This window comes from Flagellimonas sp. CMM7, assembly GCF_021390195.1.
In the GTDB taxonomy this organism is placed as follows: Bacteria; Bacteroidota; Bacteroidia; order Flavobacteriales; family Flavobacteriaceae; genus Flagellimonas.
In genome coordinates this window covers 1,956,364-1,977,057 of the sequence record NZ_CP090003.1, presented here as the reverse complement: position 1 = coordinate 1,977,057, position 20,694 = coordinate 1,956,364, and the positions used below count along the sequence as shown (strand labels likewise).

Genomic DNA, 20,694 nt, shown 5'->3' with positions numbered 1-20,694 from the left:
TTAGAAAGTTACATTTAGGTTCAATCCGTAGCTTCTTGAGCTTGGCAATGCCATATCTTCTACTCCCGGTACTATGGTTCCTCCGTTAAATGAGGTGGTCTCCGGGTCAAAATGTGGGTTCTCGGTCCATAAGGCCAAGTTTCTTCCCACCAACGACAGGTTCATGGATCGGATGAATGTGTTTTTCAATAGTGATTTTGGGAAGTTGTAACCGATTTTTACTTCTCTAAGCTTTAAGAAGGAAGCATCGTACATTCCTACTTCTTCGTTTCCTCGGTTGTACCTCCACCAGTAATAATCGCGACCACTCAACCTTACATCGTTAGCTCTGTAACTACCATCAGCATTTTGGATTACACCCTCGGAGATGATTCCTGTTTCGCGGCCTACTGCTGTAAAATCCATCATTCCAGAAGTACCTCCAATTAAGACCGTTCTGGACATGATCACACCGCCTTGTCTCCAATCGAACAATACCCCTAGGTTGAAGTTTTTGTAAGAAAAGTTATTTTGAAGGCCAAGCGTGAAGTCTGGATTGTAGTTTCCTAACTTTTTAAGGTTGGGGTCTCTTAAAGAGAAGCCGTCCTCATTATGCACTACCTGTCCAAAAAATTGACTGTTAGGGTCATCTACGGTAACAAATCCTGTTCCATAAACATCGCCCATTCTACCTCCAACTTTCGCTTGAACGCTTAGATAGTTGTTGGATATTTCATACGTCTCAAGACCATCAGTAAGTGATTTTACCTCACCTCTTGCCGTGGTAAAGTTGGCTGTAGTATTCCAAGTAAAGTTTTCCGTTTTGATTGGTGTTGCATTCACGACAATCTCCAAACCTTTGTTCTGGATTTCCCCTGCGTTGATAATTCTTGAGCTAAAACCAGAAGTGTTGGCCACCGGAAGCGTCAAAATCTGATTTTTGGTGATTGAATTGTAGTAGGTAAGGTCCAAACCTAGTCGGTTGTTGAACAATCTTATATCTGCTCCAACTTCAAATGAATTTGCTTCTTCAGGCTTCAAGTCTTCAGCACGAAGTATGCTAGATGCACTAACTCTTTGGAAATTTCCAAAAGGCTCGTTGAACGAAAAAGTATTTCTAAGCGCGTAAGGATCGGTATCATTACCCACTTTGGCCCAACCTCCTCGAAGTTTTACAAAGGAGAATGATTCCGGCAACTCGAAAATGTCAGACAAGATCACACTTACCCCTACAGAGGGATAGAAATAGGAATTGTTGTCTTTAGGCAAAGTACTGGACCAGTCATTTCTTCCTGTGACGTCCAAGAACAACATATTTTTGTACGACAAGTTTGCAAAGGCGTACAAGGAATTAATTTTTCTCTCGTCGTTGAACTGTGTTTTGGAAAGAGGTTCAGCAGCGTTCTGGAAGTTGTAGATGCCAGGAACTGACAATGAGTTGGCACTAATTCTTTTGTAGCGGTTCTCCTCTTTTCTAATATTTCCTCCCAAAGAAGCACCTAAGTTGAAATCTTCGTTCAAGTCCTTGTTAAAGTTCAACAAGAAATCCGTGTTCTGCTCTTTAAAGTATATATCATCTTCTCTGTACTGTCCTCTGGCAAAACGCTGGGTACTATATGCTCTTTTTCCAGTTCTTAATTCACTGAAATAATCTATACCTGTTCTTACCATTAAGGATAGATTGTCCGTTAAGGTGATGTCTGCCCTAGCGTTACCGAAAATGCGGTGCTTGTCAAACGCATTGGTATTTTCGAACATGGTGAAGAAAGGATTGTCATGCCAGTTATAGTTATAATTGTACTGCTGCCTTCCTTCCAATCCAGGTTGCCAGTAATCCCTTAAGGAATCCATATTGATTTGGCGCCCGAACCATACCCACAAATACATGATGTTTTCCGTACCATAAGAGTTGTTGGGCCTGTTGTTACTGCTGCTGTTCACATAGTTCATGGAAGAAGAAACTTTCAGCCAATCAGTAAGGTTATACGAACCACTAAAGGCATAGGTCTCTCTATTAAAATCGGTATTTGGAAGAATTCCTTCATTGTCCAAATTGGTAAGGGACAATCTGAAGTTTCCATCTTCATTACCTCCGGTTAGGGAAAGGTTGGTGGTAAACGTTCTTCCTGTTTTGAAGAACCCATCTTCTATGTTGCCAGGATTAGCAACCCAAGGAGTTGCTGTAATCTGATCGGCAAAAGTGCCATCGGAGTTTCTTGGACGAACCGCAAAATCCCCAGCTCTGAGACCACTTGTTGTTGGGCTATCATGTTGAGTTATTAATTGTCCATTTAAGGCCGGCCCCCAGCTTTCGTCAATGTTATCATTGGTTCCGCCACCAAATCCATCGCCAAATTCAAATTCACCACCGGCACCTTGGCCATATTGATTTTGGTATTTGGGCACTCTCAATGCATCTTCAAAAGTTACGTTTTGCGTAAAGCTAATACCAAGACCTTGTCCAGCTTTTCCAGACTTAGTAGTTACCAAAACCACCCCGTTCAACCCTCGGGATCCATATAAGGCTGTTGCATTTGGGCCTTTAAGAACAGAGATGGACTCAATATCATCAGGGTTGATGTCGGCCGCACCGTTACCATAATCTGTTTCCAAGTTTCCTTCTGCTCGGTTACTTACGGTTCTGTTGGAGATTGGAATACCATCCACCACAAAAAGAGGAGAGTTGTTGCCCGGAATCAAGGACCCTTCTCCACGAATTACAATACGGGAAGTAGAGCCAACCCCAGAACCTCCTCCGGTAATTTGTACCCCGGCAACCCTTCCTGCAAGGGAATTCGTAACGTTGGTCTCCCTTGCGGTAACCAAGTTGTCGCCTTGCACTTCTTGCACGGAGTAGCCCAGTCTTTTCTTTTCCTTTTTAATACCCAATGCAGTCACAACTACCTCATTTAGTTTTTGTGAATCAGGTTGTAAAATGATTGTGGCATTGGTTTTTCCGGTAATGTCAAATTCCTGCGGGAGATAACCTATATAGGAAACCACCAAAACATCCTCATCTTGGGCTAGTTGGATTTGGAATTTTCCATCAAAATCTGTGGCAACACCTGTGCTGCTGCCTTTAATAACTACGGATGCGCCTGGCATCGGTACGCTATTTTCATCTAAGACCGTTCCCGTAAACGTGGTTTGGGAATAGCCCATAAAACTTGCCAGAATGACAAGCATAAACATGACTAGTGTTCTTTTCATTTGTTGAATATTTGTAAAACTTGGTTAATTATTTATCAACAAATATCCAACACCATTGTTAACGGAGGGGAGTATCTAGATTAAAAAATGGATACCGAAAAGTTAAAACAAATCGAGCTACGTTAGCTTAATATTATTTACAAATATTCACTTTTTTAGGCTATCTTGCGTATTATGAAGCACTTGGTATATTATTGTTTAACAATGAGTTAAGGCTTACGCTTATTTTTTAAGAAAGTTATAAATACTAAAATGTTGGAATTCAGATACTAATGGAAGATTATCTTATCAATATAGGAAAAAGAATCAAGGAGACTCGAAAGAATCACAAAAAAACAATTAGCGACGTGGCCATGAAGGCTGGAGTAACGGCGGGGTTGATTTCCCGTATTGAAAATAGTCGTACCATTCCATCATTGCCGGTCTTTTTAAAAATTGTGGATGCCCTTGAAACGGAAATGACCCTCTTTTTCGATGGAATGCCGAAGGTAAATGGGGTGAATTTTCTGGTTTCCAGAAAAGATGACCAAACCGTAATTGAGAAAGAGGATGAAGCCGTTGGGTTTACCTATAATTATATTTTTGGCAAGCAATTGAACTCCGTGGGCTTTGAGAGTGTACTTTTGGAAGTGGAACCGCACTCTGAACGTGAAAAGGTAATAACCGATGCGTTTGAATTCAAGTATATCCTCACAGGGGAATGCTATTACCTTATTGGTGACCAGCAGGTGCTTTTAAAGGAAGGAGATTCCATATTCTTTGATGGACGTATTCCCCACGTTCCGATGAACAAAGGGAAGGTGAGCTCCAAAATGTTGGTGGTTTATTTCTTTATATAAACCCTAAAAAGGTAGAAGTACTTTCTCGAGTTCTTTAAGCGAATCCAAAATCATTGTTGGATTGGCACTTTCAAGTTGTTCTCGGGTATGGGCCCCAGTCAAAACCCCGACTGTAATTCCACAATTTGCATTTTTACCTTCTTCAATATCTATGATGGAATCCCCAGCCTTCAATACTTGTGAGGCATCTGTAATCTGGAACAACTCCATGGCCTTGTCAATCATTTCAGAAGACGGTCTTCCATGTACAACATCGCTAGCTGTGATTAAACCATCAATTTGATTGTCCACTTCCCATCCTAATTTATCAACCAGTCCTTGTGCGGTTTTAGAATCGTATCCCGTGTTCAAGACCACTTTGATGTCATTCGACCTCAAAGAATGAAAGAGCTCTTCTACCCCATCATAAGGAGCTACTTCCAATTCTTCGTAAGCTTGTTTGAGCATATCTTTGAAAACCGTAAAAATCTCTTGCGCTTTTACTTCAATATCAGTTTCGGCACTGCTGTGATTCATTATATCCACAATGGCCTTGAACTTTTCCTTACCAGCACCAAACTCTAAAACGGTATCCAAATCCACTTCAATCCCAACATGGCCCAATGCCTTTTGCACAGTTTTGTAGACCACGTTATTTTCGTTCACCGTAGTTCCTGCCATGTCAAAAACGGTAAGCTTGATATCTTTCATAAATTATAGTTGTGCATTAAAAATTTTGGAGATGTTCTTTTTTGAGTATCCGGCACTACCTGTCATTCCCTTACCTCCAATGCCGGTTACAATATGAATATTCTTATGTATTGTGGTGTTAAAAATATCTTTTGTTTTACATTGGGAGTACATTCCGTACCACCTGTGCTGAATATCATAATTTGGCAATTGGAATATTTTTTTGGCTTCCTGCAACATAAAGTTGTCAATATCCATATCCAAATCAAATCCCAGATCATCTATGCGATGGGCATCGGCGTACTGGTGCGAATCTCCCAAAATCACCGAACCATCAAAGGCTTGTTTGAACAATATATGTACTCCCCACTTTTTTTGCAAGCTATCCAGTGCTTCGTTAGCTTTTATGGTTGGATAGGAAGGACATTCTGCAAATGCTTCATACCTTCTTATGGACCAGCCTGTCAAAATAGATCCTTTTAATGTAAAATTTTCCTGGGGTTTGGTCTGCATCATTTGCAACTTTGAGACTTCAAGGTCACTGTTTTCAAAAACTTCAGGATATAGTGTTTTGAAATCATTCCCATTACAGACAATGACCTTTTCAGCAATCAGCTTCTGGTTTTTGGAGCTGTGAACTTCAATATTTCCGTTGATGCTTTCGCAATAGGTGACGGAAAAATGTGTAAGTATTTCGAGGTTCATATATTCCGCTAAATAGCTTTGAAGCCTATGGATCATTGTTCTTGGTTCTACCGTTACCTCTTCAGGAAAGTAAAGTCCGGCCTTCACATAACTTGATTGTAATCCCGGATATTGGTTTAGGCATTCTGTAGGCGTGAGTATTTTGGAATAATAATCGTTGTTGCTATTGATAGCTCTTAATTCCACTAACAGTTGCTCTTCCTCTTCATTGGAAGCCAAATAGACCGTTCCTTCCTGGCGGATGGTAATATCAAATAGGGATTGTATTTCCTTATAAATCCGTAAACTTTCCCTACCGTACTTCTGCCACTTGATGTTCATGCCTGACGGAACTACCTGCCCAAAATTTTGAGTAGTTGCCCCTTTGGGATAGGCGTCTTTTTCCACCAAACAAACCTTTAAGCCCAATTTTAGTGCGTGATAGGCATGAAAAGTTCCTAAAACACCACCACCAACAATGATGACATCGTATTTATTATTGTTCATTATATAAGTGCTCGTTAAAATTTTGCAATTTATGCCTCGATTTTAAATGGAAGAACGAAGCGAGGGTGACTAGTATTCCAATTAGGGCTACCACATAGGCCCCATATATAAAAAAGTTAAGCCAAGAAAGATTGGCCTGACCAAAGTTTTTATATAGCAGAACAAGAACACTTCCTACGTATCCAAAAGCGTCGGCAATATAAATTAGGAAACCAGAATTGCCCCTTATTCTGAAGGTGGCAATAAATCGATCAAAAAAGAGGCAGTTAAAGGGGACATAACATATGTAAAGTCCAAAGCCGGTAAGTACCATCCATAGAAAGGGGTTCAAAAGCCCTGCTTGAAAGAGTAATGTAGCCAAGCCAAGTACCACAGTTCCCAATAAAAGCAGCGAATGATAAGCGAAAAGAGCTTTGAGGTTGTCTTTGATATAGAAAAGAGAGCCGATAATAACCAGCACTGTAATGGCGATTGCAATTTCGGAGGTGGAGAAAACAGAGGCATCCCCTTCATAACCAATACTGTCCCAAAGTTCTCTGGCAAAATTGTCTCTAAAATCCCTGAATGCCGTCAAGAAAGTGTAGAAGAGCACAATTATCGACAATGGGAAAAAGAAATTTTTTACAAGTTTGATTCTGTCTTCTTTACTCATTGGAATACGTTCCACACGCTGTTCGATATCTTTTGTAGTTGGTGGAGGGACTCGTTGAAGCCATAATGAAAACAGCACCAAAGGCAACAAGAATAAGGTTCCGGTTACAAAAGGCATCCAAAGTTCACTAACTCCCCATGAGGTCATTACATAAACTCCGACAGATTTCACCACCCCGCTCGAAACAATAAAGCTGGCGCATAGCGCTATTCCTAAAATATCGGTTACCCTTCTTCCCTCCAAGCAGGAAAACACAATACCCCATATCATCCCTAAAGGGATGCCGTTCAAAAACATGAACAAAATGTTATAGGGAGCGGGAACCCAAGCAAAAAAGAACAACGCTATTTCGGCAACTGCAATGAACAGAAGTAGGAACAACAATCGCTTGTTTGACCTTAATTCGGAGATTAACTTTATACCAATAAACTTTGATAGTGCATATCCCAATACCTGGGCGACTATCAACAATATTTTGTAGTCGACACCTATGAAGCTTAATCCCTCAAATGTCGCTGCGGTAAAGGGCTTTCTGTAGGCGTACATGCAAAAATAGGTCCCAAATGCTGCGAGGGAAGCGTGCAGCACAAATAGAGTCTTATTGTATCTCTCCGATATACGTTTGAATAACGCCAATGTTTACAAATAATAAAATTATGTTTCAAATTACTCACTTTTTTAATCGAGAATTGATAGGTTTCCAATTAAATAATTGTTAGGAAAAAATTATTAAATAAGGGATTAAGAACATGTTCATGCTTTGCATAATCAAAATAGTCTTAAGGTTTTCAATGGAATGATAAAAAAGCGAGTGAAACTTCGTTTTACGCTGCAAGCGTCCCAAATACTTACACAAACTAATACTACTGAGCGAGGCAAAGGTTCTAATTCAAAGCAAATTGGGTCAACTTTTTACTCTGTTTATAAGTCTTCCCAAAGGATTTGACCCAATTTCCCAAAAAAGACCAAAAGAAAATAATGGTTAGTCTATCCATTGGGGTTGGCTTAAAAGCACCGTTGCTTTGCTCACAATTATTAGATTTTACTGTAACCTTTTTCAATGTTTTAAGGTGTTCCCAGGGTTTTTACAGCAAAAAATGAAACTAGCCTTAAGAGAATGAATCGCTAAAAAGTACTGGTTTTACTGGCCTTTTGGGCAGAAATTGTACAACGTAGCACCGCTTTAGCGTGCTACCCTCTCGCTATCCCCCTTGCTATCCCCCTTGGTTTAGCATCCGTAGTTTTCATAGATATGATATCCAGTTCTATATTTATTTGCTAACTTCTTATCGAGGGAATACCTCAATAGTTGTCAACTATGACCAAACTGATAAGGGCGAATTATACGCTATTCAAAGCTTAGGACTTAGACTTTATTTGATAAAGGCCCTATCGGTCAGCTCCGAAGCGGTATTTGATGGAAATTCAGGTTTTTAGACCTAATGTCGGTCAATAGATTGTCATCTACCGAGCCATACTTTTAAAGTCTTCATTTGAGAACACAGAACTTATCCCACTTTATCAGTATCGATACATTGAAAAGTGTTTTTCGTTGAAAGTTAAGACTCGGGTCTTATCACATTTTAGAATCGAGTCTTTTTCTCTTTCCAATAGATAAAATGGCTTTTTAGTCAAATGCGAATCCGGTTGCAATTCTGTAAACGAATGCGTAAAGTACAATGAAGAACATTGCAAAACTGAACCAAGAAAAGATTTTAAAGCATCTTTCCAATAGATAATTTCCAAGATTTCGGAATCCTTCCAGATAAATTTCTTTTACGAGTAATAGTTTTTTCATAGGTCAAGCTTTTAAGATTTAAAGACAGGGCAAAGATTTGCTAAAATCCAAACATTTCGAAAAACAACTGGATGAAAAACAAAAAAAGAGTGATAAAACACATAAAACTTATTAAAGCTCTTTAAAACAAAGCTTTTCATCGGTGAAATGCATCCAAAGAAAAACAGGATATCGAGAAGAACAGCCGATATCATGCCTCCATGGGAAGATATAGTTATAAATACAATCCAAAATAGGGCCTCACCTTTTGTGAGCTAAAGCACATGGCTTTAAATTTTAATCCATTTTTGGCAAAAAGTCAATGTCTGGTTCAATTCCTTGATTACCATTAATGGACATTGCACCAATTCGACCTGGAACACCTTAATAATAAAAATTGCGTTGTTTTTTGATAACCTTAAAGAAAGTTGTTTGCGCCCCATCTAAATTTTACTTTACGCTTATCATTCTGAAGATAATAAAATTAAAATAGGGTCCATGCACAAGGTTTTTGGTTAAAGGATTGGGGGTTTAGTAATAAGAAAACAAAGTTCTTTTTTTCAGTATTTTTCGGAGATTGACAACCATGTCAAGCATTGACATATTTTTTCCTTACCAATTCCATATCCTCCATAAGCTTTTTATCAAGCACCTTGGCATATATCTGTGTGGTTTTTATGGACCGGTGCCCAAGCATCTTGCTCACCGATTCGATGGGAACCCCATTGGCCAAGGTCACCGTAGTGGCAAAGGTATGCCGGGAAAGGTGAAAGGTAATCCGTTTGTTTATTCCACATAACTGTGAAATCTCCTTTAGGTATTGGTTTGCTTTTTGGTTGCTCAAAACAGGTAGCAACGGTAAACTTTCAGGTTTTGGTGAGTACCCTTTATACCTCTTCAATATCTTTTCTACCGTGGGCAAAAGAGGTACCGTACTTTTGACCTTGGTCTTTGTCCGCAAGATCTTTATCCAACGTCTGCCATCCATTCCTATTGCAATATCGTCTCTTGTCAATTTTTTGACATCAACATAGGATAGACCTGTAAAGCAGCAAAAAATAAAGACATCCCTCGCACGCTCCAAACGCTCCGATTTGAATTCCTTCTCCATCAACATTTGTAGTTCGGCCTCGGTAAGTGCCTCCCGTTCGGTTTTCTTCCATTTGGCCTTCCAATGGAAGAAAGGGTCAGAGACAAGCCAATTGTTGGCAAACGCCATTCGAACTATCTTCTTGAAGTTGGTCACATACTTGGTAATCGTATTATGGCCTCCTGCACCGATCATATGAAGATAATGCTCAAACCTAGTAACAAACCCCAGGTCTACATCCTTGATAAAAAAATCATTCTGTCCATACTCTTTTCGTATGAATTCATCCAAATGGCTTCGTGTTCGTACATGCCTTCTATAGGTGCTATATGTATAATCCTTTCCCATCAAACTTTTTATCTTGGCATTGTGGCCATCATAAATGGACAGCACCGTTTTGAGTTCATTGCCTTTGTTCAACAGACGCCCTTTTAACATCGATGCAGTATAGGGCTTTGCCTGTGCTACAAACTCCCCTTGGATGCGCCGGATCCGTATTCTAAGTTCATCCAGGTAACCATTTATCTCTTCCCGTATCGGTCCCCTTCCTTTGACCTTGCCCGAATTTGGGCACCAGTCCTCAGGATCTACTTTTCTTTTTAAACTGAGTTCGACCCTCTTGGAATCTACCGTGATCCGAAGAAAAAGAGGGGACATTCCGTTTTTGTCGGCGTCACTGGTTTTTGGGTAAAAAAGGATGGAAAATGTGTTGCTTGCCTCCATAACTGTGCTTTTTTGGATTTTTAATATCGATTACAAATCCGAACAAAGAATTGAATATCAATTATTTAACATAGTTTTGAAAGCATTTTTGCGAATAAAAAAGTACTCACCGAATCACTCACCAGAACGGTTGATTTCATATGGTTTTATATGAAATCAATAAAAATGAAAAAGCCTGAAAACAGTTCATTTTCAGGCTTTTAGAGAATATTTGAACTTTCCCAGTGGTCCCACATGGGCTCGAACCATGGACCCCCTGATTATGAGTCAGGTGCTCTAACCAGCTGAGCTATAGGACCTGCAATTTTGCGGATGCAATATTACTATTTATTTCTGTTCATAGCAAGGTTTTAACGCCCCTACATCGCTTTTATTTCTTGACAAAGCTCTACCAAAACCCCATTTGTTCCCTTTGGGTGCAAAAATGCAACCAATTTGTTGTCGGCTCCTTTCTTTGGAATTTCATTTAAAACAGTAAAGCCTTCTTCCTTTAACCTCGTGATTTCTGATACAATATCTTCAACGGCAAAAGCAATATGATGAACCCCTTCTCCTTTCTTTTCCAAAAATTTTGCAATGGGACTATCCTCATTTGTAGCCTCTAACAATTCTATCTTGTTTGGGCCAGATTTAAAGAAAGAAGTCTTTACTCCTTCCGAAACCACCTCTTCCGTTTTGTAATGCGGTGCTCCTAAAAGCTTTTTAAACAATACGTTAGCATCTTTCAGGCTTTTAACTGCAATGCCAATATGCTCTATTTTTTCCATTGTATGATGGGTTTTATTGCATCTATGATTATGTCAATGCTCCTAACTTTCTTCAAAATTACACACTGTAAGCTAATCATATCATGAGGTTAGTCATTAATTCCATTATTTTTGCAGGTATGGAAACACAAAGGCAAAAGAAAATTGCAGGAATCATCCAAAAGGATATCGCTGATATTTTACAGCGTGCTGCTACTGATGGGGGGCTTAAAGGAACGCTGATTTCGGTTTCCAAGGTTTATGTAACTACGGATTTATCCATAGCCAAAGTTTATGTTAGTATTTTTCCAAACAAAAGTGCTGGTGAATTACTTGAAGGCATGAAATCTAACCAAAGTCTAATTAAGCATGATTTGGCGCAACGTACAAAGAACCAACTGCGTCGTGTGCCAGAACTAAATTTTTATCTGGACGATTCTTTGGAATACATTGATAAGATTGAAAATTCACTCAAAGGAGAAGAAAACCCCATTGAAAATAGGGACTTACTGGACAAACGAAAGAAATCCTAATTTTGAACTTTCCCTTTTATATCGCAAAACGCTATCTACGTTCCAAAAGCAGCCAAAATGCGGTAAATATTATCAATTTTATTACTTTTCTGGTAATTGTAATTGGGTCTGCTGCACTTTTTGTAGTGCTCTCCGCCTTTGCCGGGCTAAAGACTTTTAGTCTTTCCTTTACCAATACTTTTGATCCAGATCTAAAAGCATTGCCTATTTCAGGAAAGTATTTTTCTGTTTCTCCCGAAGAAGAAATTGCATTAGGTAATGTTGCTGGGTTAACAAACTATTCCAAAGAACTTGAAGAAAGGGGTTATCTCACTTTTAGAGAGAAGAGCTGTATCGCTTACATCAAAGGAATAGATGCTCAATACCGTTCTGTAACTGGGGTGGATAGCACTTTATATTTTGGGAATTGGGGGGTTACGGAGTTTAACGGCGTTATGGGAATTGGTATTTATAATTTATTGGGTGTGCCCTTGGATAACTACCAAACCCCTATGACCGTATTGGTTCCAAAACCTGGCAAAGGTTCACTATCTCCACAAGGGTTAGGCGCTACAAAACCATATAATGAGTTGCCCATTGTTGTAAGTGGAGTTTATGCCGTGGAAGAAAATCTGGACAAAAAATATGTTTTTGCCCATCTTCCTTTAGTTCAGGCCCTTTTGGAAAAAGATAGTACCCAGATTTCTGGAATAAACTTTAAATTGAATGGTCAAATACCTATTGAAGATACTAAGGCTTCAATAAAAAGTATTTTAGGAGATACCGTTTTGGTACTTGATCGGCAAGAACAAAATAGCACGCTGTACAGAATGCTCAATACGGAGAATTTAGCAACCTATTTAATTTTCACCCTTGTATTGATTATAGCTCTTTTTAATGTGGTTGGAGCCATTATCATGATGATTTTGGATAAGCAGCAAAACTCTAAGACATTATTTAGCCTTGGAGCTACCATAAAGGAATTGCGAACCATTTACTTTACCCAAGGGCTTTTGGTTACTTCACTTGGTGGACTTATTGGTGTGTTAATCGGTTCGTTGTTGATAGGCTCTCAGTTAGCCTTTGGTTGGTTGAAAATAACTCCTTCTTTATCCTATCCTGTTGAATATAATGTAATGAACGTGTTTGTAGTATTGGCTACAATTGTGGTACTTGGCTTTATTTCTTCAAAAATTGCTAGCAGCAGAATTTCCAGAAAATTAATTGATGCTTAAGCAAACTGAAAATCTCCAAACTTTTCCAAGACCTCATCAAAAGTCGCAAAAACATCTGAAGATTCATCGCTAGTAACCATTTTCATTCGATACTCTTTGAAGTGGGGTATCCCCTTAAAATAGTTGGTGTAATGCCTTCTCGTTTCAAAAACCCCCAATTTTTCTCCCTTCCAATCAATAGCCATCTGTAAATGTCTACGAGCCGCATCTACCCGTTCTTCCATAGTTGGTGGCGCTAAGTGGGTTCCGGTTTTGAAAAAATGCTTTACTGCCGCAAAGAACCATGGGTTTCCTATACTGGCTCGGCCAATCATAGCTCCATCCAATCCAAATTCATCCCTCATTCTAACGGCCGCTTCCGGTGTGTCTATATCACCATTTCCGAAAACGGGAATATGCATCCTAGAGTTGTTTTTTACTTGTGAAATTGGTTTCCAATCAGCATCACCCTTATACATCTGAACCCTTGTTCGTCCATGAATAGCGATCGCTTTGATACCAACATCCTGTAACCGTTCTGCAACCTCAACAATTTTAATGGAATCACTGTCCCACCCTAATCTGGTTTTTACCGTAACGGGTAATTTGGTTCTTTTTACTATCTCCTCCGTCAATTTTACCATTAGCGGAATATCTCTTAGAATCCCCGCTCCCGCATTTTTGCTGACCACTTTTTTTACGGGACAACCAAAGTTAATATCAATAATATCTGGGTTGGATTTCTCAACAATATCAGTAGCTTGAAGCATAGAATCCAGTTCAGCCCCAAATATTTGAATGCCTACCGGGCGTTCTTTTTCATAGATATCCAATTTCATGGTGCTTTTGGCAGCATCTCTGATAAGTCCTTCCGAAGAAATAAATTCTGTGTACACTACATCTGCCCCTTGCTCTTTGCACAAAGCTCGAAAAGGAGGGTCGCTAACATCTTCCATGGGGGCAAGAAGTAGCGGAAAATCAGGAAGTTCTATGTCTCCAATTTTAGGCAAACCTTGAATTTTTTGGATTGCAAAAGTACAAAATATTAGAAAATCAGCTTTTTATTCCAGCTCTAGTCTTTCCCGTTCTTTTTTGTCAATTTCTTTCTGATTATCCTCCAATCTAAAGTTTCCGAAGTTATAGGTGAAACCTACTCTAATAAATTGTGTTTCAGGACGTCTTCTGTAAAAATTGTCTTGGTTTAGATATCTAGAGCTATACGTTGGATTAAATCGTTCCAAAATGTCCTCTGCCGCAACCGAAATTATAGCCCTGTTATTGAATAACGATTTTCGAAGTCCCAGGGTTAAATTCACTTCTTCATCAGAAATGTAGGATCCAAACAGGAACTTAGAAAGGTAGGTCATGGTCAGCTCTCCTGTAAATGTACCATCCTTTGAAAGTGTCAAATAATTTGCCAAATAACCATAAACTCCCTCCACCTCGTTGGTAAATTGTTGGTTATTGCTCTCAACGGCCAAAAAAGTTTCCTCCTCATGAAACAATGAAACGTATGCATAAAGGAACCAAAAGGGCATTATACTTTTGCTAACCGTAAAATCCAATCCATAAGATTTACTTCCTAAAACATTTTGCTTCAGCTCAACCAAGGTTTGATTGGTGTTGTTTTGAAAAACCAAATCAGCAATGTTTTTGCCATTATCTCTATAATACACATCAAAGAAGAATTCACTGTTGAAGGTGTAGTTGAGATTGAAGTTGTTTGAAAAACTGGGCATCAATTGGGGGTTGCCCTCCTCAAAGTCATTTTCATTGAAAAAATAGCGGAACGGATTTAAATCATTATACTTTGGCCTATCAACATTTCTTCCGTAATCAAAAGCGAAGCTGTGTTTGTCCGAAGGAGAATATAGTACATAAAGGGAAGGGAAAGGCTCAAAAAAATCTTGGGTGTTTATTTCATTCAACGTGAGCGATGTTCCTGTTGCTTTGGTCAGTTCTCCCCTCAACCCAGTTTTTATTGACCATTTTTCCCAGTTTTTCACTAAACTAAAATATGCTGCATACACATTCTCATCATAGGTATAATTATCAGACAAGGAAGCGTCCACTTGGTCATCTGCTCCAACAAAATTGAAAAAGTCAATATTACTTTCAGAAGCAATAGATGAAATCTTAAGACCTGTCTCTATCGAAGCATTTCCTAATGGTGATGAATAATCTGCCTGCCCTGTAAAAATTTGAATGTCTTGCTGAGAATCTGTGTCAAAACCAAAGTTTCTAATAAAGCTCCCATTGTTATCAAAATAATTGGAAATAAGGTTTTGTTCCGTTTGTCCATCATAATAGGTATAATGTCCATTTAAAGAAATCTTTGCCCCCGGCTTCTTTAATTTGTGTACATAGGTTAAATCAAAGGCTAAATTGGTGTTGTCTCGGTTGGCGTTGTTTTGCGTTGTAAATGTTGAGTCTATGAGGTTTTGTGCATTTCTGATATCAGTGCTTAGAAAAGTTTCCTGTTCTTCTCCTGGATTAAGGGCCATGTTTGACGTAAGGTTTACACTATTCCGGTCATCAAAATCGTAATCAAGAATTAGGTTCGCGCTTTGGGCCTGGGAGCTATTAACCTGATTATATTGTGTACCCCATCTTGAAAAGATTGAATTGGTATTGTCAATAAAATTAATTCCTTTATTTGTTTTTCGAAGCTCTTTTTTAGGGTTGATAGTATAATTGGCAAACAGGTTTAGCTTCTCTGTTTTATAATAATGACTTGTTCCTATACTATACTTTGGAAACACTGCCTGAGTATAGCTCCCATTAATACTTCCTTTGTATCCGGGAATTACATTTTTCGCAGTAACTATATTTAAAATGGGCCCGCCCTCTGCCTCATAACTTGCGGGTGGGTTTGCAATTACTTCAATAGATTTTATGGCTGTTCCAGAAAGGCCATCCAATAAATCCTTTACTTCTTGCCCGGACAATTGTACTTTTCTATCATTAAGGTATACCGTGGCACTTTGCCCTCTTATCTGGAGTTCCTCTTGATTTACTATAACACCTGGGGTGCTTTTAAGTATGTCCCAAGAACTACCTTGAGAAACAACCGTATTTTCAACTGAAAAGACCAGTCTGTCTGCTAATCTTTTTAACGTAGGTCTTTTGGCTGTCACTACAACTTCCTCCAGGTCGGTTGTGCCCAACGGAATTATCAACGCCCCCAGGGATACATCTTTAGCAATGTCCAGTGCGCGTGGTTCAGACCCTACTCCAACATAACTGGCTTGAAGTAAATACAAATTTGGCTTAACCTCTGTAAGCACAAAAAGTCCATTATCATCAGCAGATGTTCCTTTTACAAAGGTGGAATCTGCTGCTTGTAAAAGTAAAATATTTGCATAAGGAATGGTTTTGTTTTCGCTATTTACAACCTTTCCTTTTATCTCATAAGTTTGTCCAGTTAAGCTTTTGGAGATTAAAAACACTATAAAGAAGATATAGGTGAAGTGTTTCATTTACTATTTGGGTTGAATATCAAATCTAAGAAAATATTTTAGAGCGATAGAAATGACCCAATTCTCATATTTGCAAAAAACCCATCTCCAGGTATTGAAAAGACCTATATTTGCAGTTGCTTACATGCCCTTATTTTTGCTGAGCAAGAGTTGTTATGAAGAAGATCAGAAATTTTTGCATTATTGCCCATATAGACCACGGTAAAAGTACTTTGGCCGACCGCTTGTTAGATTTTACAGGTTCCGTAACTGAACGTGAAAAACAAGACCAGCTTTTGGATAGTATGGATTTGGAACGGGAGCGTGGCATCACCATAAAGAGCCATGCCATTCAAATGGAATATGAACACCAGGGAGAGGAGTATGTGCTCAATCTAATTGACACTCCAGGTCATGTTGATTTTTCCTATGAAGTTTCGCGCTCCATTGCAGCATGCGAAGGTGCTCTTTTAGTGGTTGATGCGGCACAAAGTATTCAAGCCCAGACTATTTCTAATCTCTATCTGGCTTTAGAAAACGATTTGGAAATTATCCCCGTCCTCAACAAAGTAGACTTGCCAAGTGCCAATCCAGAGGAAGTAACTGATGATATAGTAGATTTGTTAGGGTGCAAACCAGAAGAAGTAATTCCCGCCAGTGCAAAAACTGGTATAGGTATTAAAGAAATCCTTACTGCTATTATTGACCGTGTTCCTGCTCCAGAAGGAAATCTCAATGAACCCTTACAAGCCTTGGTTTTTGATTCTGTTTATAATCCTTTTAGGGGTGTTGAAACCTACTTTAGAGTTATTAATGGTGAAATCAAGAAGGGACAAAAGATAAAATTTGTGGCTACTGGCAAAGATTATTTTGCTGATGAAATTGGAACCCTCAAGTTGACTCAGGTTCCTAAAAATATAATTTCCTCTGGTGATGTTGGATATTTGATTACCGGTATCAAAGACGCTCGCGAAGTAAAAGTTGGAGATACTATAACCGATGCCATCAACCCGACCCAAAATGCAATTGATGGTTTTGAAGATGTAAAACCGATGGTGTTTGCTGGAATTTATCCAGTAGATACCGAGGATTTTGAAGAATTGCGTTCCTCTATGGAAAAACTACAGCTTAATGATGCCTCTTTGGTTTTTGCACCTGAAAGCAGTGCTGCCCTAGGGTTTGGTTTTCGTTGTGGGTTTTTGGGGATGCTCCATATGGAAATCATTCAAGAACGTTTGGAGCGTGAATTCAATATGACCGTAATTACCACGGTTCCGAACGTTAGCTATCACGCGTTTACCCGTAAAAACCCGGATACGCCAATGATCGTTAACAATCCTACTGATCTTCCCGACCCATCATCAATAGACCGTGTTGAAGAGCCTTATATTAAAGCTACCATTATTACTAAGTCCGATTTTGTTGGCAATGTAATGTCTTTATGTATAGAAAAAAGAGGGCAAATTACCAATCAAACATACTTAACCACAGAACGTGTAGAATTAAACTTTGATATGCCCTTGGCTGAAATTGTATTCGATTTCTATGATCGTCTAAAAACTGTTTCTAAAGGATATGCTTCTTTTGATTATACGCCGATAGGTATGAAAACCTCTAAATTAGTACGCGTAGATATTCTGTTAAATGCACAACCTGTGGATGCTCTTTCTGCATTAATACATGCTGATAACGCAGCCACTATCGGCAAAAAAATGTGCGAAAAATTAAAAGAGCTTATCCCTAGACAGCAATTTGATATTCCAATACAAGCAGCTATCGGTGCTAAAATTATTTCCAGAGAAACTACCAAAGCTTTACGTAAGGATGTAACAGCAAAATGTTATGGTGGAGATATCTCTAGAAAGCGAAAATTATTGGAAAAACAGAAGAAAGGAAAAAAACGAATGCGTCAAGTAGGTAATGTGGAAGTTCCCCAAGAAGCATTTATGGCCGTTTTAAAACTGAATGATTAATTCAAGTTAAGCTTAAACACCCTTTTTTATCCTGCAATTCATTGCTACAAATTTTTTATGGGATCGTCGTTACCTTTCCATTCTGCCTAAGCTAATATTATATCTCACAAGAGAGAATGTCTCAAACAAACAGATGTAATATTATCTTTTGTACCTTACATCACAGAGCAGCCAAGCGTGAATAATCCAACCAAAAGAATTCTCATTTGCGAGGACCATCAGATTGTTATTGATGGTCTACGATCTATAATTCTTGATTTTCCTAGGTTTGATGTTGTTGATACCGCTAACAATTTTTCTGAATTACTACCATCACTAAAAAAACACAATCCCCATATTCTCCTATTGGATTTAAATCTTCCCCATAAAAACGGAATTGAAATTCTACAAGAGCTTAGGTTAAGAAAGAGTCAGGTAAAAGTGCTGATTCTCACCATGTACAATAAAAAAACCATTGTTAGAAAGGTTTTTTCCGAAGGAGCCAATGGGTTTTTGTTGAAAAATTGCTCCTCAGAAGATTTGCACAGCGCGCTCATCCATGTATCCGAAAGCGATCTTTTTTATTATGGAGAAGGGGTAACCAAAAGTAAAAAACAACAAGGACTGGACGATGATGAATTTTATAAAGGAATACAGCTGACCCCTAGAGAAAAGGAAATTATAAAGCATTTATGTGAAGGTCAAAAGGTTCCAGATATTGCACGGTCCATGCACATAAGTCCGCTCACGGTTGAAACACATAAAAAAAATATTTATAGAAAACTTGGCGTGGATACCAGCGTGAAGCTTGTAAGGTTTGTTCATGAAAATCAATTGCTATAACTATTGTCTCTTTTGGTGTTTAGCACTGCAGGCTTGTTTATCAAAAGCAAGTGATACTTTGGTATTAAATACTACCAGTACTAACCAAAACCTAAAGGGTTTCACTACCATTTATGTTTCAGAAAACAAAGTTTCTACATTTTCACTTGAAACCCTTAATCAATACAACCAAGCAAAAGATGAACGCTCCTTTTTCTATTTGGATTTTGATGTAACTGCAGCCTATTCCGCCTTCTCGCTTAAAAATGCATCCCCTACTAAAAAAGAAATCATTTTCTCTTTTTCGTATCCGTTCCTAGAAGATGTAAAAATCTACAAAGCAATAAAAGGAAATCTAAGCCTAGAAGGAAATATTGGTATTCACACCCTAAAACGGTCCGTTGAACGCACATGGAAAATACCAATAGTCTTATTGCCAAATGAAGAAGCTTCTTATTTTTTGGTTTTTAATAAATCTAAAGGAAAGCCATTGGCAACGGATATTACTTTACGAGACAGCAATACGGATTCTCGAATAAGTGGTTTCCAAAATTTGGGAATTGGCTCATACCTAGGCCTTGTTTTATTGTCTCTACTTTTTACGATCTTCATTTTTGTACTTGTTAAACGCTCGCTTTTTTTGTGGTACGGACTATATCTTATTGCCTTGGCCATTTTTATGGGTTCATATCTTGGCTACACCAATGTGTTCTTGCCCTCCCAAAAATTGGATCTTGGCCGAGCCATATATGTAATTTCTATAGAACTTTCCACCGCTATTTTTGTGTTGTTCGCGCAGCAAATCCTTATGGCTAAAAGGTATTTACCCAGACTTAAAAAATGTGTTGAGATTGTAATTGTATTTCAAGTTGCATTTCGAATTTTTCTCCACTTTGTGGCCAATTCCCTTTATGCTGGACAGGTTAAGCTGTTTATGAAACTTTGGTACGCAACAATCCTATTTTTGGTCATCGCCGTAACCGTAGAAATATTTACCTATCTAAGGCACAACAAAAAAGTTGGGTCTTACTTTGCCGTTTCATATCTGTTCATGGCCGTTGGATCTATCGCATTGGTACTTCATCACAGTTTTGGACTATTGAAACTGTCATTTTATGGCCTTCCTGGAATATTTTATGCTTCTGCTATCGAAATTTTCCTTCTGACTACCACTTTAACTATTGTTGTTGGGCAAATTTATCGTGAACGAAATACACTCTCTGAAAAACTGATACTTCAACAACAGAAATTCTTGAATGCCTTTGTCCAAGGACAAGAAGACGAACGTAAACGTGTTGGCAGTGAGCTGCATGATAATATCGGAAGTAAAATCTCTAACCTGAAAAGGTTGTTCAGCGCAAAATATTCCGATGCGAAAATGCAAAAGGAATTTGATGATATTTGTGAGGATGTAAGGGATGTAGCCCATAGCATTACCCCTGCTGAAATTTCACTCGTAGGGCTTTCTGGGGCTATTGATGAACTTTTGGAAACCATCGAGAAGACCGAACAACTCACTATAAATTTCAACACTTTTCAATTCCCCGAAAACCTCAACGAGGGAATTTCCACACATTTGTTCAGGATTGTGCAGGAACTGCTCCAAAATGTAATCAAACATGCCAATGCATCTTCCGTGGATATTCAGCTGTTTGGCCATAATAACTCCGTCACCCTAAGCTTTGAAGATGATGGCCAGGGCATTGTGCAAAAAAATTCCTCTTCTGGCATTGGCCTAAAGAATATCAAATCAAGGGTGGCCCAAATGAATGGGCAATTTCTTTTTGATTCTGTTAAAGACAAAGGCACCTCTGTCTTGGTCATAATTCCTACAAAATATACCTGAGTTCCGGTATTGTT

Annotated in this window: 15 protein-coding genes and 1 tRNA gene; 6 read left to right on the top strand and 10 right to left on the bottom strand. The window is 38.7% G+C overall.

All coding sequences use genetic code 11. From position 1 onward, the window contains the following. Nucleotides 1-3,189, bottom strand: coding sequence for a SusC/RagA family TonB-linked outer membrane protein (locus LV704_RS09020; protein ID WP_163420700.1), 3,189 nt, complete (start codon nucleotides 3,187-3,189; stop codon nucleotides 1-3). A 272-nt stretch (nucleotides 3,190-3,461) separates the two neighbouring features. Here LV704_RS09020 and LV704_RS09015 point away from each other — a divergent pair, with 272 nt between their 5' ends. Continuing rightward, the gene (locus LV704_RS09015; RefSeq protein ID WP_163420701.1) at nucleotides 3,462-4,028 is read left to right on the top strand and encodes an XRE family transcriptional regulator; all 567 of its coding nucleotides are present in this window, start codon (nucleotides 3,462-3,464) and stop codon (nucleotides 4,026-4,028) included. Nucleotides 4,029-4,031: 3 nt separating this feature from the next. Here the strand turns inward: LV704_RS09015 and LV704_RS09010 are convergent, their stop codons facing one another. The 7 genes from LV704_RS09010 to mce all read right to left on the bottom strand — a co-directional run bounded on the left by LV704_RS09010 (nucleotide 4,032) and on the right by mce (nucleotide 10,897). Then, on the bottom strand, nucleotides 4,032-4,718 hold the full coding sequence (locus LV704_RS09010; RefSeq protein ID WP_163420702.1) for a phosphonatase-like hydrolase: 687 nt from the start codon (nucleotides 4,716-4,718) through the stop codon (nucleotides 4,032-4,034). Between the two features lie 3 nt (nucleotides 4,719-4,721). Further along, nucleotides 4,722-5,888 (bottom strand): TIGR03364 family FAD-dependent oxidoreductase, encoded by a 1,167-nt coding sequence (locus LV704_RS09005; RefSeq protein WP_163420703.1) that lies wholly within the window; start codon nucleotides 5,886-5,888, stop codon nucleotides 4,722-4,724. Next, nucleotides 5,878-7,086, bottom strand: a complete 1,209-nt coding sequence (locus LV704_RS09000; protein ID WP_163420704.1) for a DUF5690 family protein — start codon at nucleotides 7,084-7,086, stop codon at nucleotides 5,878-5,880. Before LV704_RS09000 ends, LV704_RS09005 begins: the two co-directional genes overlap by 11 nt. A gap of 1,081 nt (nucleotides 7,087-8,167) precedes the next feature. Beyond that, nucleotides 8,168-8,338: a DUF6747 family protein gene (locus LV704_RS20040; protein WP_317164621.1), complete on the bottom strand. Its 171-nt coding sequence runs from the start codon at nucleotides 8,336-8,338 to the stop codon at nucleotides 8,168-8,170. 568 nt (nucleotides 8,339-8,906) lie between these two features. After that, nucleotides 8,907-10,130, bottom strand: coding sequence for a site-specific integrase (locus LV704_RS08995; protein WP_163420705.1), 1,224 nt, complete (start codon nucleotides 10,128-10,130; stop codon nucleotides 8,907-8,909). Between the two features lie 225 nt (nucleotides 10,131-10,355). Next, nucleotides 10,356-10,429 (bottom strand) — tRNA-Ile (locus LV704_RS08990). Between the two features lie 60 nt (nucleotides 10,430-10,489). Continuing rightward, the gene (mce, locus tag LV704_RS08985) at nucleotides 10,490-10,897 is read right to left on the bottom strand and encodes a methylmalonyl-CoA epimerase (RefSeq protein ID WP_163420706.1); all 408 of its coding nucleotides are present in this window, start codon (nucleotides 10,895-10,897) and stop codon (nucleotides 10,490-10,492) included. A gap of 119 nt (nucleotides 10,898-11,016) precedes the next feature. On the opposite strand from mce, the gene rbfA reads away from it, so the two are divergent. Together rbfA and LV704_RS08975 are read left to right on the top strand one after the other, a co-directional pair. Continuing rightward, entirely contained in the window at nucleotides 11,017-11,409 is a 393-nt protein-coding gene (gene rbfA / locus LV704_RS08980; RefSeq protein ID WP_163421836.1) for a 30S ribosome-binding factor RbfA, read from the top strand. Nucleotides 11,410-11,411: 2 nt separating this feature from the next. After that, entirely contained in the window at nucleotides 11,412-12,623 is a 1,212-nt protein-coding gene (locus LV704_RS08975; RefSeq protein ID WP_163420707.1) for an ABC transporter permease, read from the top strand. On the opposite strand, the gene dusB is transcribed toward LV704_RS08975, so the two are convergent. Then, nucleotides 12,620-13,612, bottom strand: a complete 993-nt coding sequence (dusB, locus tag LV704_RS08970; protein ID WP_163420708.1) for a tRNA dihydrouridine synthase DusB — start codon at nucleotides 13,610-13,612, stop codon at nucleotides 12,620-12,622. The two genes, LV704_RS08975 and dusB, sit on opposite strands and share 4 nt — an antisense overlap. Nucleotides 13,613-13,663: 51 nt before the next feature. Beyond that, nucleotides 13,664-16,081, bottom strand: coding sequence for an outer membrane beta-barrel family protein (locus LV704_RS08965; RefSeq protein WP_163420709.1), 2,418 nt, complete (start codon nucleotides 16,079-16,081; stop codon nucleotides 13,664-13,666). Nucleotides 16,082-16,236: 155 nt separating this feature from the next. Here LV704_RS08965 and lepA point away from each other — a divergent pair, with 155 nt between their 5' ends. The 3 genes from lepA (at nucleotide 16,237) to LV704_RS08950 (ending at nucleotide 20,680) form a co-directional block, all read left to right on the top strand. Beyond that, nucleotides 16,237-18,033: a translation elongation factor 4 gene (lepA, locus tag LV704_RS08960; RefSeq protein ID WP_163420710.1), complete on the top strand. Its 1,797-nt coding sequence runs from the start codon at nucleotides 16,237-16,239 to the stop codon at nucleotides 18,031-18,033. Nucleotides 18,034-18,210: 177 nt separating this feature from the next. Further along, on the top strand, nucleotides 18,211-18,855 hold the full coding sequence (locus LV704_RS08955; RefSeq protein ID WP_163420711.1) for a response regulator transcription factor: 645 nt from the start codon (nucleotides 18,211-18,213) through the stop codon (nucleotides 18,853-18,855). Continuing rightward, nucleotides 18,836-20,680 carry a 7TM diverse intracellular signaling domain-containing protein gene (locus tag LV704_RS08950; protein WP_163420712.1) on the top strand — a complete coding sequence of 615 codons (1,845 nt, stop codon included), beginning with the start codon at nucleotides 18,836-18,838 and terminating at the stop codon, nucleotides 20,678-20,680. Before LV704_RS08955 ends, LV704_RS08950 begins: the two co-directional genes overlap by 20 nt. Nucleotides 20,681-20,694: the final 14 nt, after the last annotated feature.